Origin of the sequence: Bradyrhizobium sp. SZCCHNS30572 (assembly GCF_032484415.1) — a bacterium.
Classification (GTDB): domain Bacteria; phylum Pseudomonadota; class Alphaproteobacteria; order Rhizobiales; family Xanthobacteraceae; genus Bradyrhizobium.
Window position 1 is genome coordinate 186299 of the sequence record NZ_JAUESY010000003.1, and the last position, 16033, is coordinate 202331.

15 protein-coding genes are annotated in these 16033 nt (G+C 63.9%); 13 read left to right on the plus strand and 2 right to left on the minus strand.

Going from position 1 to position 16033, the window contains the following annotated elements; genetic code table 11:
- Position 1: 1 nt before the first annotated feature.
- The 10 genes from QX048_RS09125 (at position 2) to QX048_RS09170 (ending at position 11001) form a co-directional block, all read left to right on the plus strand.
- The gene (locus QX048_RS09125; RefSeq protein WP_315827698.1) at positions 2-3754 is read left to right on the plus strand and encodes a nitrate reductase subunit alpha; all 3753 of its coding nucleotides are present in this window, start codon (positions 2-4) and stop codon (positions 3752-3754) included.
- Positions 3751-5271: a nitrate reductase subunit beta gene (gene narH, locus QX048_RS09130; protein WP_315750140.1), complete on the plus strand. Its 1521-nt coding sequence runs from the start codon at positions 3751-3753 to the stop codon at positions 5269-5271. The genes QX048_RS09125 and narH overlap by 4 nt, the downstream gene beginning before the upstream one ends.
- Entirely contained in the window at positions 5271-5981 is a 711-nt protein-coding gene (narJ, locus tag QX048_RS09135) for a nitrate reductase molybdenum cofactor assembly chaperone (protein WP_316200311.1), read from the plus strand. The genes narH and narJ overlap by 1 nt, the downstream gene beginning before the upstream one ends.
- A 10-nt stretch (positions 5982-5991) precedes the next feature.
- On the plus strand, positions 5992-6714 hold the full coding sequence (gene narI / locus QX048_RS09140; RefSeq protein WP_315714236.1) for a respiratory nitrate reductase subunit gamma: 723 nt from the start codon (positions 5992-5994) through the stop codon (positions 6712-6714).
- A gap of 3 nt (positions 6715-6717) precedes the next feature.
- On the plus strand, positions 6718-7542 hold the full coding sequence (locus QX048_RS09145) for a peptidylprolyl isomerase (protein WP_316166546.1): 825 nt from the start codon (positions 6718-6720) through the stop codon (positions 7540-7542).
- Positions 7543-7552: 10 nt separating this feature from the next.
- Positions 7553-7846 carry a hypothetical protein gene (locus QX048_RS09150; protein WP_316166547.1) on the plus strand — a complete coding sequence of 98 codons (294 nt, stop codon included), beginning with the start codon at positions 7553-7555 and terminating at the stop codon, positions 7844-7846.
- Between the two features lie 45 nt (positions 7847-7891).
- A complete protein-coding gene (locus tag QX048_RS09155) occupies positions 7892-8497 on the plus strand; it encodes a DUF2478 domain-containing protein (protein ID WP_315750144.1) in 606 nt (201 codons plus the stop codon).
- Between the two features lie 335 nt (positions 8498-8832).
- Positions 8833-10170, plus strand: a complete 1338-nt coding sequence (locus QX048_RS09160) for a hypothetical protein (protein ID WP_316166548.1) — start codon at positions 8833-8835, stop codon at positions 10168-10170.
- 10 nt (positions 10171-10180) lie between these two features.
- Positions 10181-10690 carry a DUF2249 domain-containing protein gene (locus QX048_RS09165; RefSeq protein ID WP_315827704.1) on the plus strand — a complete coding sequence of 170 codons (510 nt, stop codon included), beginning with the start codon at positions 10181-10183 and terminating at the stop codon, positions 10688-10690.
- Positions 10687-11001: a metal-sulfur cluster assembly factor gene (locus tag QX048_RS09170; RefSeq protein ID WP_315750147.1), complete on the plus strand. Its 315-nt coding sequence runs from the start codon at positions 10687-10689 to the stop codon at positions 10999-11001. Before QX048_RS09165 ends, QX048_RS09170 begins: the two co-directional genes overlap by 4 nt.
- A 135-nt stretch (positions 11002-11136) precedes the next feature.
- Here the strand turns inward: QX048_RS09170 and QX048_RS09175 are convergent, their stop codons facing one another.
- Positions 11137-11769 (minus strand): UbiX family flavin prenyltransferase, encoded by a 633-nt coding sequence (locus QX048_RS09175; protein WP_316191979.1) that lies wholly within the window; start codon positions 11767-11769, stop codon positions 11137-11139.
- Positions 11766-13292 (minus strand): UbiD family decarboxylase, encoded by a 1527-nt coding sequence (locus QX048_RS09180; protein WP_316191977.1) that lies wholly within the window; start codon positions 13290-13292, stop codon positions 11766-11768. The genes QX048_RS09175 and QX048_RS09180 overlap by 4 nt, the downstream gene beginning before the upstream one ends.
- A gap of 101 nt (positions 13293-13393) precedes the next feature.
- Between QX048_RS09180 and QX048_RS09185 the strand changes: the two genes are divergently transcribed.
- The 3 genes from QX048_RS09185 to QX048_RS09195 are packed head-to-tail and all read left to right on the plus strand — an operon-like array spanning position 13394 to position 15849.
- Positions 13394-13954: an SCP2 domain-containing protein gene (locus QX048_RS09185; protein WP_315750150.1), complete on the plus strand. Its 561-nt coding sequence runs from the start codon at positions 13394-13396 to the stop codon at positions 13952-13954.
- Complete coding sequence (locus tag QX048_RS09190; RefSeq protein ID WP_315750151.1) at positions 13945-14922, plus strand: peptidase U32 family protein; 978 nt, start codon at positions 13945-13947, stop codon at positions 14920-14922. The genes QX048_RS09185 and QX048_RS09190 overlap by 10 nt, the downstream gene beginning before the upstream one ends.
- 36 nt (positions 14923-14958) lie before the next feature.
- Positions 14959-15849, plus strand: a complete 891-nt coding sequence (locus tag QX048_RS09195; protein ID WP_316169255.1) for a U32 family peptidase — start codon at positions 14959-14961, stop codon at positions 15847-15849.
- The last annotated feature ends 184 nt before the right edge of the window (positions 15850-16033 follow it).

Genomic DNA, 16033 nt, shown 5'->3' on the forward strand with positions numbered 1-16033 from the left:
GATGAGCCATTTTCTCGATAGGCTGACCTTCTTCACCCGGGCCAAGGAGGAGTTCGCAGGCGGACACGGCGTGACGACGACCGAGGACCGTTCCTGGGAGGAGGGCTATCGCAAGCGCTGGCAGCACGACAAGATCGTGCGCTCGACGCATGGCGTGAACTGCACCGGCTCCTGCTCGTGGAAGGTCTACGTCAAGGGCGGCATCGTCACCTGGGAGACCCAGCAGACCGACTACCCCCGGACGCGCCCTGATCTTCCCAATCATGAGCCGCGCGGCTGCGCCCGCGGCGCGAGCTACAGCTGGTACCTCTATTCCGGAAACCGGGTGAAATATCCGCTGGTGCGCTCGCGGCTGCTCAGGCTGTGGCGCGAGGCGCGAGCGCGGATGACGCCGGTCGCAGCGTGGAAGTCGATCGTCGAGAATCCGGGCAAGCGCTCGGACTATGTGCAGAAGCGCGGACTGGGCGGCTTCGTGCGGGCGAGTTGGGCCGAGGTCAATGAGCTGATCGCGGCAGCCAATGCCTATACGGTCAGAACCCATGGTCCGGACCGCGTGTTCGGATTTTCGCCGATCCCGGCGATGTCCATGGTGAGCTACGCGGCCGGCGCGCGCTATCTGTCGCTGCTCGGCGGCGTCTGCATGTCGTTCTACGATTGGTATTGCGACCTGCCGCCGGCCTCGCCACAGACCTGGGGCGAGCAGACCGACGTACCTGAAAGCGCGGACTGGTACAATTCAGGCTTCCTGATGCTGTGGGGCTCCAACGTGCCACAGACGCGTACGCCGGATGCGCACTTCTACACGGAGGTACGCTACAAGGGGACCAAGAGCGTCGTTGTCTGCCCGGATTATTCCGAGGCTGCGAAATTCGCCGATCTCTGGCTGTCGCCGAAGCAGGGCACCGACGCGGCGCTCGCGATGGCGATGGGTCACGTGATCCTCAAGGAGTTTCACATCGACCGGCAGACGCCGTACTTCAACGACTATGTGCGCCAGTATACGGATATGCCATTTCTGGTGCGGCTGGTGAAATCCGAGGGACGGCTCGTTCCTGAGCGGTTCGTGCGCGCCTCGGATTTCGCCGCATCTCTCGACGAGGCCAACAATCCCGAATGGAAGACCGTCGCCTATGATGAGATCAGCGGGGCCATTGTCGTGCCCAAGGGATCGGTCGGCTTCCGCTGGGGCGAAAAAGGCAAGTGGAGCCTGGAAGAGAAGAGCTCGGCGAACAACGACACCCGGCTGCGGCTGTCTCTGGCCGGCATCGAGGACGACATCGCACCGGTGGGATTCCCCTATTTCGGCAACCGTCAGCACGATCACTTCAGCGGCACCAATCATCCGGATGTGCTGACCCGCAACGTGCCGGTGAAGCGACTTCGTCTTGCCGATGGCGAGGCGGTCGTGGCCACTGTGTTCGATCTGTTCGCCGCCAATTATGGCGTCGATCGCGGCTTCGGCGGCGACCACCTCGGCAGGAGCTACGACGATCTGGAACCGTACACTCCGGCATGGGCCGAGGCGATCTGCGGCGTGCCGCGCGGCCAGATCATCGCGGTTGCCCGCGAGTTTGCCTCGAACGCGTCCAAGACCCGGGGGCGCTCGATGGTCATCGTCGGGGCCGGTCTGAACCACTGGTACCACATGGACATGAACTATCGCGGCATCATCAACATGCTGGTGATGTGCGGCTGTGTCGGCCAGTCCGGCGGTGGCTGGTCGCATTATGTGGGGCAGGAAAAGCTGCGGCCGCAGTCGGGCTGGACGCCGCTCGCCTTTGCGCTCGATTGGGGGCGCCCGCCGAGGCAGATGAATTCGACTTCGGCGTTCTACGCTCACACCGACCAATGGCGCTACGAGACGGTCAATGTCAGCGAGATTCTCTCACCGACCGCACCGGCCGGTTCTTGGGAGGGAGCGCTGATCGACTACAATGTCCGCGCGGAGCGCATGGGATGGCTGCCGTCCGCGCCGCAACTGCAGGCCAATCCGATCGAGGTATCGAAGCGCTCCGCCGCCGCGGGCCTGGAGCCGAAGGACTACGTCGCGAAGGCCTTGAAGTCGGGCGAGCTGAAGCTCGCCTGCGAGGATCCCGACCATCCGAAGAACTGGCCCCGCAACCTGTTCGTCTGGCGCTCCAATCTGCTCGGCGCCTCAGGCAAGGGCCACGAATACTTCCTCAAGCATCTGCTCGGCACCAAGCATGGCGTGATCGGCAAGGATCTCGGCGACCAGGGCCACAATAGACCGGTCGAGGTCGCTTGGCACGAAGAGGCCCCGGAAGGAAAGCTCGATCTGCTGGTCACGCTCGACTTCCGGATGTCGACCACGTGCATGTATTCGGACGTCGTGCTGCCGACGGCCACTTGGTACGAGAAGAACGACCTCAATACGTCCGACATGCATCCATTCATCCATCCGCTCTCGGCGGCGATCGATCCGGTGTGGGAATCGCGCAGCGATTGGGACATCTACAAGGGGATCGCCGAGGCCTTCTCCAGGGTCGCGCCCGAAGTGCTCGGGGTCGAGAAGGACGTCGTGCTGACGCCGATCATGCATGACAGTCCGGGCGAAATCGCGCAGGCGTTCGACGTCAAGGACTGGAAGCAGGGCGAGATCGATCCGATCCCCGGCAAGACCATGCCAGCAGTCACCGTGGTCGAACGTGATTATCCGAATCTCTACAAGCGCTTCACCTCGCTTGGACCGTTGATGAACAAGCTCGGCAATGGCGGCAAGGGGATGGCCTGGAACACCGACCATGAGGTCGAGCTCCTGAAGCGTCTCAACGGCGTCGTCGCCGACGACGGGCCGACCCAGGGGCTGGCTCGCATCGACAGTGCGGTCGACGCTTGCGAGGTGATCCTCAGCCTGGCGCCGGAAACCAATGGCGAGGTCGCGGTCAAGGCGTGGTCGTCCCTGGAGCAATTCACCGGCCGCGACCATGCTCATCTCGCCATTCCGAAGGAGGACGAGAAGATCCGATTCCGCGACGTCGTCGCGCAGCCGCGCAAGATCATCTCGTCGCCGATCTGGTCGGGGCTCGAGTCGGAGAAGGTCTGCTACAACGCCGGCTACACCAATGTCCACGAGCTGATCCCCTGGCGGACGCTGACCGGCAGGCAGCAGCTCTATCAGGATCACCTATGGATGAGGGCCTTCGGCGAGGGCTTCTGCGTCTATCGGCCGCCGATCGATACCAAGACCGTCAAGCCGGTGATCGATCGCAAGCCGAACGGCAATGCGTCCGTCATCCTGAACTTCATTACGCCCCACCAGAAGTGGGGCATCCACTCCACCTATACCGACAATCTCCTGATGCTGACCCTGTCGCGCGGCGGTCCCATCGTGTGGATCAGCGAGATCGACGCAAAGGCTGCCGGTATTGCCGACAATGACTGGATCGAGGCCTACAACACCAATGGCGCGCTGGTTGCGCGCGCTGTGGTCTCGCAGCGGGTCAAGCAGGGCATGTGCATGATGTATCATGCTCAGGAAAAGATCGTGAACGTGCCGGGCTCCGAGCAGACGGGGCTGCGCGGCGGCATCCACAATTCGGTCACGCGTGTCGTTCCGAAGCCGACGCACATGATCGGGGGCTACGCTCAGCAGGCCTATGGCTTCAACTACTACGGCACGGTCGGCGCCAACCGCGACGAGTTCGTCATCGTCCGGAAGATGTCGAAGATTGATTGGCTGGACCAGCCGACTGCTGACCGGTCGGCCACGACCCCCTCGGAGGCTGCAGAATGAAGATCCGTGCTCAGATCGCAATGGTGCTCAATCTCGACAAGTGCATCGGCTGCCACACCTGCAGCGTGACCTGCAAGAACGTCTGGACCAGCCGCGAGGGGATGGAATACGCGTGGTTCAACAACGTCGAGACCAAACCAGGCGTTGGCTATCCCAAGGATTGGGAGAACCAGTCCCGCTGGAAGGGAGGCTGGTCGCGCAATCGCGACGGGTCGATCCAGCCGCGGATCGGCGGCAAGTGGCGGGTTCTGGCGAATATCTTCGCCAATCCCGACCTCCCCGAGATCGATGACTACTACGAGCCGTTCACCTTCGACTATCAGCACCTGCAAAGTGCGCCCGAGGTATCTGCGATGCCCACGGCACGGCCGCGCTCGCTGGTGTCTGGAGAGCGGATGGAAAAGATCGAGTGGGGACCGAACTGGGAAGAGATCCTGGGCGGCGAATTCGCCAAGCGCTCTCAGGACATCAATTTCGACGGCGTGCAGAAGGAGATCTACGGCCAGTTCGAGAACACCTTCATGATGTATCTGCCGCGGCTGTGCGAGCATTGCCTCAATCCGGCATGCGTCGCATCCTGCCCGTCCGGCGCGATCTACAAGCGCGAGGAGGACGGCATCGTCCTCATCGATCAGGACAAGTGCCGCGGCTGGAGAATGTGCGTCTCCGGCTGTCCATACAAGAAGATCTATTATAACTGGTCCTCGGGAAAATCGGAGAAGTGCATCTTCTGCTATCCTCGGATCGAGGCGGGGCAGCCGACCGTGTGCTCCGAGACCTGTGTCGGGCGCATTCGCTATCTCGGTGTCGTGCTGTATGACGCGGACCGCATCGCAGAGGCCGCGGCCAAGCCCGACGAGGGCGATCTCTACCAGGCCCAGCTCGACATCTTTCTCGATCCGAACGATCCGAACGTGCTTGCGGAAGCCGAGCGCCAGGGCATCCCTCATGCATGGCTGGAGGCGGCGATACGGTCGCCGATCTGGAAGATGGCGATGGAATGGAAGGTCGCCTTCCCCTTGCACCCGGAATATCGGACCCTGCCGATGGTCTGGTATGTGCCGCCGCTGTCGCCGATCACGTCGGCGGCCTCGTCCGGCAAGATCGGGCACGATGGCGAGATGCCCGACGTCAAATCCTTGCGCATTCCGATGCGGTACCTCGCCAATCTGCTGACTGCGGGCGACGAGAAGCCGGTGACGCTGGCGCTCGAGCGAATGCTGGCCATGCGTGCCTATATGCGGGCCAAGACCATCGACGGCGTGGTCGACGAGGCGATCGCGAGGCGCGTCGGCCTGAGCGGCCCGCAGATCGACGACATGTACCACATCATGGCGATCGCCAACTACGAGGACCGCTTCGTGATCCCGACCGCGCACCGCGAGCTCGGTGCCGACGCGTTTGATATCCGCGGCTCCTGCGGCTTCTCGTTCGGCAACGGCTGCTCCGGGGGCGAAAGCGAAGTCAACCTGTTCGGATCGCCGCGTAAGGCCAAGAACCCGATGGAGGTCGCCTGATGAAGACGTTCAAGGTGCTGTCGGCATTGCTGAACTATCCGAGCGGGGAATTGATCACGGCCATCCCGGAGCTCGCGCGGGTGCTCGACCAGGAAGGCCTCGTCCAGCCTGGCATTCGCCGGGAGCTCGATGTGCTGCTGCAGGAGATCGCCACGGGCGACGTCTACGACCTGCAGGAGCGCTACGGCCTGCTGTTCGACCGCAGCAAGACCCTGGCGCTGCATCTGTTCGAGCACGTTCATGGCGAAGGCCGCGACCGCGGCCAGGCCATGGTCGACCTGCGGGCCATGTATGACCGAGCGAACCTCGTCATCGCCGGCAACGAGCTGCCGGATTATCTGCCGCTGTTCCTCGAATTTCTCGCCACCCGGGAGATTTCGGACGCGCGCGAGTTGCTTGGCCAGACCAGCCACATCATCGCCGCGCTCGCGGAACGACTGGGGCGTCGGCAGTCGAGCTATAGGGCGGTGTTCGATGCGCTGCTCCAGATCGCCGCGGAGCAGCCCCGCGCGGAGATCGTCGATGAGCTGCTGAAGGCAACGGACGTGGATCCGATGGACCTGCGCGCGCTCGACGCGGCCTGGGAGGATGAAGAGGTCAGGTTCGGCCCGGGAGGGGGCGACCAGGCAGCCTGTGGGCACGACAATCTGATCGCAAAACTGCGCCACGCCAAACGTGCGGTCAACGCGCCGCCGTCACAGTTGCAATGAGGGATTGGCCATGCAAACACTCAATGCCATCGTCTTCGGCTGGTATCCCTATCTCTGCCTGACAGTCTTTCTGGTCGGCAGTCTGATTCGATTTGACCGTGAGCAATACACGTGGCGCTCAGGCTCGAGTCAGCTGCTTCGGCGGCGCCAATTGATCTGGGGCTCGAACCTTTTCCATGTTGGGATCCTCTTCATTTTTGCGGGTCATTTCGTCGGGCTGCTGACGCCGATCTGGGTGTTTGACATGCTCGGCGTGTCCCACGGCTTCAAGCAGATGCTCGCGATCGTCGCCGGTGGCGGCGCCGGACTGATGTGCCTGGTCGGCATTTCACTCCTCGCGCATCGCAGGCTTTTCGATCCCAGGATTCGCGCGACGTCGTCTTTTGCTGACACGGGTATCCTTCTGGTGCTGTTCGTCCAGCTGCTGCTTGGCTTGGCGACCATCCCCGTGTCGCTCGGTCATCTCGATGGTCATGAAATGGTCAAGTTCATGGCCTGGGCGCAGGGCATTCTCACGTTGCAGCCCGGAATCGCCGCCAACATTGTCGACGTCCATCCGATCTTCAAGGCGCATCTGGTCCTGGGAATGACTATCTTCCTGCTCTTCCCCTTCACCCGCCTTGTCCACATCTGGAGTGCGCCGGTGTGGTATCTCGGCCGCCGCGGCTATCAGGTGGTGCGCAGCCGCGACGGGCGCCGTCATCTTGTGCAACCAATTCAGCCCGCGGAGTAGCCGATGGACTGTTCATTGGGCGCGGCGCTTCCAAAGCCGAAGCTGGTCAGTGTGAACGGGGTCGTGATCGAACGCGACGTCATTGCCCGGGAAGTTCAGAACCATCCGTCGGACAAGCCGATCCTCGCCTGGCAAGCGGCGGCGCGCGCGCTTGCGGTGCGCGAATTGCTGAGACAGGAGGTCATGCGGCTCGGCATAACGGCCGCTCCCCTGCGCGATGCCGAAGGTCGCAGCGAAACCGAGGAAGAGGCGGCGATGCGGGCGCTGATCGCGCGTGAGGTTCTGATACACGAGCCGGACGAATCGACGTGTCGTCGCTTCTACGATCAGAACAGGCAGCGGTTCCTGGTCGGAGAACTCTACGAAGCGTCTCACATCCTGCTGATCGCGCCGAGCAGCGATTCGCTGGCTCGGTCGGCGGCGCGAGACGAGGGGCGGACGATCGTGGAGGCCGTGCAGAGAAGCCCGGAACTGTTCGAGACCATCGCGCGCGATCGCTCCGATTGCAGGGTCTCGGCGGAGAATGGTGGCAGGCTCGGGCAGCTGTCGCGTGGGCAGACGACCGCAGAGTTCGACGCCGCGCTGGCCCGGATGTCGGTTGGAGAGGTCGGTCTGATTGAGACACGCTTTGGTATCCATGTCGTGCGCCTCGATCGACGGGCCCTCGGACAAGTCCTGCCGTTCGACATGGCAAGGGCGCGCATTTCGCAATATCTCACCGAGCGTGTGCGGCATCAGGCGCTCGCGCAATATGTAGCCAATCTGGCAGACCGCGCGGAGATCGTTGGCGTGACGTTGCCGGCGCCGCAATCGGTACTGCCGCAGTAGGGGGGCGATCATGCTGCTCGGGGATCTCATTCACGATCTCAGTGACGACGCGAAGTCGAGTGCGGTGTTGCAGGGGTGCGGCGACCTCACGCTCCTGGTGCGCATCAGCTCTGTCGCGGGTCGCCTCGGCGAGGATGTCGGTGAGTATGCGTCGGCTGCTGTCCGGCGCTTTGCAAATCTCGCAGAGAATGAGGATTGGCTCGGGTTGATGAGCGCTATCGACCGCGCCGCCGACCCCGCGATCGTCTGTCTGACGTCCATGATCAAGTGGTCGCTGCAGAGGGATGAAATCGAGCTCTCCTAGAACGGATCCACCGCAGGCTATCCGTGCTGGAGGGGCGGGTCAAAAATGTCGAAGCGTCAAATTGATGTTGGGATTCGCATGCACGATGTGATGGTAGAGAAAGTCGGCGTTGCGGCCGCGCCGCTCGTGGCGCTCGTATACGACGACGGGAAATATCCCTACGAGACGTTCGATCACCTCGTGGATCACTCGCGTCGAGCGCGATTGAAGGTCGCCGGCGCACTGCAGCGAAGGCTGTTCCTCGACGAAAATCGCAGGTGCGACGTCCTGCTCGAGGAGATCGACACGGCAAATCAAACCCCGATCTTCGAGGATCGTGGATCGGGAGCGAGAGGTTGCCGGCTGGATGAATCGGCGCTTGCAGAGGTGACAGTTCGGGTCCTCGCCAGCTTGGATGCGCGTCCAAACATCCTGGTGTTGAACAAATTTGGTAAGGCAGAGTGCGGGGGAGGCGGAACGCTTGATCTGATCGCCCGCGCGTTGGACCTTGCGATACCGACGATTGTCGGCGTGCCGCGCAGCAATATCGATGCCTGGAGAGGTTTCGCCGGAGATATGGGGGTTGAGCTCGAAGCCCGCGGAGACGTGGAGCGGTGGCTGGAAAGTGTTCGGCAGGATCGAACCATAGACTCAGCCAGCCAGCTGCGCTGATTGCGATTGCGAGCAATCGAGGGGTCGGGGACACAGAACTGCCAAGCCAGACCGTCGAAGATGTCTGCCGGCTGACATGGATGTTCCTCGACGAGACAGGAAACCCGCCGGTCGATCTGGAGTGGTCATCACGACGCTGATGACACGGAATGTTGCGCTCCGACAAAGAATGGCCGGTCGCGCCAGTTTAGCATCTTTCCGATCGCCGGGGATTGTATGGCGCAAGCTCATTGTTCGCGCCCCCTTGGCTGCGTTCCTCCGGGCGCCACGGCAACTGCCGAATGGCGCATCGTCGTGGCGAGTGCTGCGTCCGCGATCAACAACTGGAGCCGCTCATGATTGGGGCGAAGATCTCGCGCTGGACGATGAGCTATTTCGCGGCAGCGCTGGGGTGGCTGCTCGTTGCCTTGGCAATGCTGGTCGGCGGACTCGGTTACCCCGCCGCAGAGCTCGGCGCTCCCGATACGCTTGTCGTTGTGCATGCGGTCTGTATCGGTTGGCTCAGTCTCTCGGTATGCGGCGCCTTGTTCCAGTTCGTTCCCGTTCTCGTCGCAAGGCCGCTCCCCTTCGACAAATGGGCCTTGCCGGCCTTGTTCCTCATCAACGTCGGTCTGGTCTGCTTGATATTGGGCTTCCTCTCACTGGCCGGACGAATTGCTCCAGCCGTTTGGCTTCTGCCGGCCGGCAGCGTGGTGCTCGGCGCGGGTCTGGCGATGGTCGCGCTCGATCTGGGCCTGACTCTCTTCAGCCAGCCGAAGGGATCTGCTCTCTTTGTCATCGCCGGACTTGGCGCGTTATGCGCAACTGTCGCGCTCGGCGTCGCGTTCGCGTTTGCTCTCGCCGGATCGGCGGGCGCCTACGGCGACGCGCTCCTGGCCGCGGCGATTCCGATCCATGCGATTGCCGGGCTGGGAGGCTGGCTGACCCTGACCGCCATGGGGGTGAGCTATCGCCTGCTGGCCATGTTCATGCTCTCGGCGGACCTCGGCGAGCGACAGAGCACATCCGCGCTGAAATTTGGTGCGCTCGCGCTATCGGTCGCTGTCGTGGGCGGATTGTTCGCGATCGGCCTCGAGGCCGGGCTCGGAGCCGTGCTCATCGTCGCCGCCGTTCTTGGGGTGATCTCGCTTGCGCTCTATGGACGGGACATCGCGACGATCTATCGCTCGCGCAAACGGCGCCAGCTCGAGTTGAACATGCGGATGGCAACCGTGTCTTTCGCCAACCTGGCGGCGACGGTGACGCTCGGCACCGTCATCATCGTCAGCGGAAAGGTCGGCGTTCATGTCGGCGCGTTCGCGTTCTTGGCCGTGTTCGGCTGGCTGTCTGGTCTCATATTCGCGAAGCTCTACAAGATTGTCGCCTTTCTGACCTGGCTCGAAACCTACGGTCCCGTGATGGGGCGCGCCCAGACGCCACGGGTTCAGGACCTGGCGGTGGAACGTCGGTCCGAGAAGTGGTTCATCATCTATTTTCTAGGCGTCTGGGCGGCGACCATCATGTTGATGATGGGCGAGGGCCAGGCGTTTCGCGGCGCCGCGGCGGTCATGGCCGTGGGCAGTATTGGAATCATACACGAGCTTGTGCGAGTCCGACGTCTTTCCGACGTTGCGGGCTCCCGTAGGCTTCCGGCCGGAGCCATCGCGCCAAGCCTGTTGTTCGCCAGAAACTAGGAGGAGAGCCATGACCGCGTACATTGACGTCGACGTCCGACCGATTCTCAGGGCCGGAGGCGAACCGTTCTCCATCATCATGGACGCGGTCGACCGGCTGGCGCCAGGCCAGGGTGTGCGGCTGATCGCGAGCTTCAGGCCGGTTCCGCTGCTCTCCGTCATGGCAAGAAAGGGCTTCGCCCACACCGATCGACCGCTCGACGATGGCGATTGGGAAGTGCTGTTTTCGCCGCTGGCTGCCGAGGACGCCGGTCAGGAAGACGCTGGTGCCGGCCTCGCCTTCGAGCAATGGCCAGATCCCGTAGTCACGCTCGACAACCGAGAGCTCGACCCACCCGAGCCGATGGTGCGCATCCTCGCGGCTGCGGAGGAGCTGGGCCCTGGAGAGACCTTGTCGGCACTTCTGGGCCGCGAGCCGGTCTTCCTGTTCCCTGAACTTGAGAAGCGCGGCTTTCGCTGGCTCGGCGGGTTTACGGCGGATGGATCGACCTACGAACTGTCGGTGAGGGCTCCGCTATGAGCCGCGATGTCATCGACCGCATCCGCGACGCAATGCGCGTGGTCATCGATCCGGAACTGGGGGAAAACGTGGTCGATCTCGGCTTCATCTATGAGATCACGGCGACGGATGGCGTCGTGCATGTCACGATGACGGCCACAACGCCCGGGTGCCCCGCAACAGGTTTTCTCAAGGAAGGGGTCGCAAGCAGCATTGCGGAGATTGCGGGCGTCGAAGCCGTGGACGTGACGATGACATTCGATCCGCCGTGGACCCCATCCAGAATTGATCCGGCCGTTCGTGCTGCGCTGGGTTTCGACAACGTCAATTGACCGAACGAAAGCGAAAAGCTGGCAGCGCTCGGCCGGAGAGGCGGCGTCGTTACGCCCGCTCGAAGAACACGTCCACCGTCGTGGACGCCTTCGGCCCATCGCCCTAGTGCGTCTGTCGTGTTCTGTCTTCAAATCCTATCGCCTGTCTTGCTTCCCTATCTCAACAAGGTTGCCTGCTTCGGTCGTCCGGTCCGGAAGCCACTCCCGCGCGTTGGCGCGGAGCCCGGGGACGCCGAGCAGGTTGATCGCGCGACAGGCGATCTGCTCGATGACGTCATCGAGCGACTGGGGCTTCAGGTAGAACGCCGGCATTGGCGGCGCGATGATCGCGCCGATCTCGGTGGCCTGCGTCATCGCTCGGAGATGACCGAGATGCAGCGGGCTCTCCCGCACCAACAGTATCAGCCGGCGGCGCTCCTTGAGTTGAACGTCGGCGGCGCGGACCAGCAGGTTGTCGAGTTGGCCCCAGGCGATCGCCGAGAGGGTGCGGATCGAGCAGGGCGCCACGATCATGCCGGCTGCAGAAAACGAGCCGCTGGCGATGCTCGCACCGATGTCGGCGACATCATGAGCATGCGCCGCCAGATCACGCAGCCGCGCGAGGCCGCCCTGGCCGACCTCCTCGTGCAAGGTGCGCACGGCAGCGTCGGACACCACGAGATGGACCGCGCATTGCGGCTGCTCCGCGAGCCGTTCGACGATGCGCGCACCGATCGCGGCGCCTGAGGCGCCGCTGATGCCGACGATGACGTGATGCCGCCCGTTCATGTCGAGGCCGTTTGGTCGGCCATGGCGTCGCCGAGGCCGAGGCTCGGCCACATCGCGTCGATGCGCGCGGCTACAGCAGGGTCCATCGCCAGCACCTCGCCCCAGGCGCGTTCGGTCTCGACCCCGAGCTTGGTCGTGGCGTCGATGCCGAGCTTCCCGCCGAGGCCGGATTTTGGCGAGGCGAAGTCGAGATAGTCGATCGGCGTGTCGGCAAGCGGCACGAGGTCGCGCGAGGAGTCGCAGCGCGTCGCGACGGCCCACATTACCGCGCGCCAGTCGCGGACGTCGATGTCTTGGTCGACCACGATGAGGAGCTTGGTGTAGCTGAACTGCGGCAGCATCGACCACAGGCCGAGCATGATGCGCCTTGCCTGGCCCGGATAGCGCTTTTTGATCGCCACCACGGCGATCCTGTAGGAACAGGCCTCCGGCGGCAGATAGCAGTCGACGACCTCCGGGAATTGTCGTCGGATCAAGGGGACGAACAGCGTGTTCAGCGCCTCGCCAATTCGAGACGGCTCGTCCGGCGCGCGTCCCGTGAACGTCGACAGATAGAGCGGACTTCGACGCGTGGTGATCGCGGTGACCTGAAGAACCGGAAAGCTCTCGACGGCGTTGTAGTAGCCGGTGTGATCGCCGTAGGGCCCCTCCGGGGCGGTCTCCGTGGCCGACACGATGCCCTCGATCACGATCTCGGCGGCCGCCGGCACCGTCAGGGGCACGGTCAGGCATTCGACCAGCTCGGGACGGTCGCCGCGCAGGATGCCAGCGAAGCGCAGCTCGGAGATAGTTTCGGGCAATGGCAACACGGCGCTGAGGATGGTGGCGGGATCGGCCCCGATCACGATCGCAATCGGCATGTCGCGCCCCTGCGCCTGCCACTGCTGGTGGTGGCGGGCGCCGCCGCGATGGGCGAGCCAGCGCATGATGGCGCGATCGCGGCCGAGCACCTGCATGCGGTAGACGCCGACATTTTCCTGCTCGCCGGCGGACGCGTCCGGCGGCACGGTGATGACGAGCGGCCACGTCAACAGCGGCGCCGGCTCGCCCGGCCAGCAGATCTGGGCCGGCAAGGTGGTCAGGTCGATGTCATCGCCCATCGTGACACGTTCATGCACCGGCGCGGCTGATCGCAGCCTCGGCCGGGTCGACAGTGCTGCGCGTGCCAGCGGCAGCTTCTGCAGCGCTTCCCTGATGTCGCGCGGCGGCTGCGGGGCGCGCAACTCCGCCATCATCTCGCCGAGCTCCGCCAATCGTTCCGGCTGCACGCCCATGCCCCAGGCCACCCGCTCCACGGTGCCGAAAAGATTGGTGACGAGCGGCATTGCCGAGAGCGATCCGCATGCCTTGATCGGCCGTTCGAACAGCAGCACGGGCCCTTCGGCGGAGATGACGCGGCGATGGATCTCGGTGATCTCGTGGACGACCGAGACGTTGTCGCGAATGCGTCGCAGCTGTCCCCGCTCGTCGAGAAAGCGCAGGAAATCCGACAGCTCGCGGAAGCGAGGGACATCACGTCGCAACGATAGGCTCCGTTCAAAAAACGCCTCGTAGCTGGAACAATCAGTGTGATCTTTGTTCCGGGTCAAATACTTCCGCCGCCGATCCGGCCAGAGCTTGTGCCATGAGCTCTCTTCAGGACGCGTCTTCGACCTCACTGCCCCTGTTGCCGCCACTGCTCAGGCAGGTGCTGCGTCCGTTGCCGTTGCTGCCCCTGCAGATCGCGCTCGGCGCTTTCCTGCGTGGGCTCTTGCGCCGGCATCCGCATCTGCTCGACCGGCTCGGGTCGCATCGCGGAAAGCGCTTTGGCATCAAGCCGACCGATCTGCCGTTCGCATTCGTGATTCAGGCGGGTCCACAGCAGCCGCAACTCGCGGCGGTGCGCGAGCTGCCCACCGGCCTCGATGCCTCCATCTCTGCGTCGATCGTGAGCCTGCTGGCGCTGGTCGAGGGCCGGCTCGATGGCGATGCGCTGATGTTTTCGCGTCAGCTCGTGATCGAAGGCGATATCGAGGCGGTGCTGGCGCTGCGCAACGCGATCGATGATGCCGGTCTGGATCTGGTCGGCGAGATCGCGGCGCTTTCGGGGCCGTTCGGCGTGCCCGCGCAACGCCTGCTGGCGGCCGCGCGTGACTCGCTGCTGAGATCAACGACGAACGAAAGCGGGATGCGACGATGGAGCTGATCTGTCCGGCAGGGACGCCGGCGGCGCTGAAGAGCGCGGTCGAAGCCGGTGCCGATGCCGTCTATTGCGGCTTCGCCGACGAGACCAATGCCCGCAACTTTCCCGGGCTGAATTTCAGCCGCGAGCAGATGCGCGAAGGAGTAACGTTCGCGCATCGGCGCGGCGCCAAGGTGCTGGTTGCGATCAACACCTTCCCGCGCGCCGGCGCCGTCGAGCTGTGGCGTCGCGCGGTCGACGATGCCGTCGAGGCCGGGGCCGACGCGCTGATCCTTGCCGATGTCGGGCTGATGCACTATGCCGCGCGGCGCCATCCCGAACAGCGACTGCATGTCTCGGTGCAGGCGGCGGCGGCGAATGTCGACGCGATCGCGTTCTATGTCGAGAATTTCGGCGCCCGCCGCGTGGTGCTGCCGCGCGTGCTGAGCGTACCCGAGATCGCCGAGATCACCCGTGAGACGGCATGCGAGACCGAAGTGTTCGTGTTTGGCGGACTATGCGTTATGGCCGAGGGGCGCTGCTCGCTGTCCTCCTACGCCACCGGCAAGTCGCCGAACATGCAGGGGGTATGCTCGCCGGCCAGTCATGTCGTCTATCAGGAGACGATACTGGGCACGACCTCGCGGCTTGGTGCTTTCACAATCAACCGATTCGGACGCAACGAACCTGCCGGCTATCCAACGCTGTGCAAGGGGCGTTTCTCGACCGCACAGGGCTCTGGCTACATCTTTGAGGATCCGGTCAGCCTCGATGCCACGACCCTGCTCGCAGGCTTGCGCGAAGCCGGCGTCACCGCGCTCAAGATCGAGGGCCGCCAGCGCGGCCGCGCCTATGTCGACGGGGTCGTGCGGCATTTCCGCAGCGTGCTGGCAGCGCTCGATGCCGGCCGGTCCGCCGACGCGTCCGACCTCACGGCGTTCACTGAAGGGCAGGCCACCACGCAGGGCGCCTACCGCAAGACCTGGCGCTAGGACCACATGACAATGGCGGAACAAGGCGCAGGCCGAATGCAGCTCACTCTGGGGCCCGTGCTCTACAATTGGCAGCCCGAGCGCTGGCGTGATTTTTACTTTCGCATGGCCGACGAGGCCCCGCTCGACCGCGTCGTGGTCGGCGAGGTCGTCTGCTCGAAGCGCGCGCCGTTCTTCGAACCCCATTTGCCTGAAGTCATCGAGCGGCTTATGGCTGCCGGCAAGCAGGTGCTGCTGGGTTCGCTGGTCCTGGTGTCGTTGCGACGCGAGCGCCGGCAGACGGCAAGCCTCGCCGAGTATGGCCACGGTCTGGTGGAGGTCAACGACCTCACCTGCCTCAAATCGATCGCCGGTCGGCCGCATGCCATCGGGCCATTCGTCAACATCTACAACGAGGCCAGCGCCGCGTTTCATGCCGCCCAGGGCGCTTCCCGGATCTGCCTCCCGCCGGAGCTGCCGCTGTCCTCGGTTGCCGCGATCGCCGGCGCCGTGCCGCAGGTGGCGATCGAAGTGTTCGCCTTCGGCCGTGTGCCGCTCGCGATCTCCGCGCGCTGCTATCACGCCCGCCTGCACAAGCTCGCCAAGGACAATTGCCGCTTCGTGTGCGAGCAGGATCCGGACGGCCTCGTCGTGACGACGCTGGACAATGAAGCGTTCCTCACCATGAATGGCGTGCAGACGTTGTCGCATGGTTGCTGCAATCTGCTCGGCGATCTCGATCGTCTGACGCAGAGCGGCGTGAGATCGCTGCGGCTGTCACCTCAGGCCTGCGACATGGTCGCGGTGTCCGAGCAATTTCAGGCGGTCCTGGCGGGCCGCGTGGAAGCTGGGGCCGCCAGGGACCGCTTGCGCGAGATCTATCCGGACGTTCCATTCGCCAACGGCTTCTTGCACGGCGCCCCCGGTGCCTCCTACGTCTCGGGGTAGGTACTGCCGTGTCCTTCTGTCGAGGTGAACTCGGATATGCTCAGTGTGCATGTCGACCCATCTCAAATTGACTGACCACGGATGGACGACGTTGAGAGACGGCGCGCAGCCGTTCTTGCCGGCGTGCTGCAGATTGCTGACCGCGCCAAGGCGGAAGCCCAGGAAGCCGGGGAAATCGTGGTCT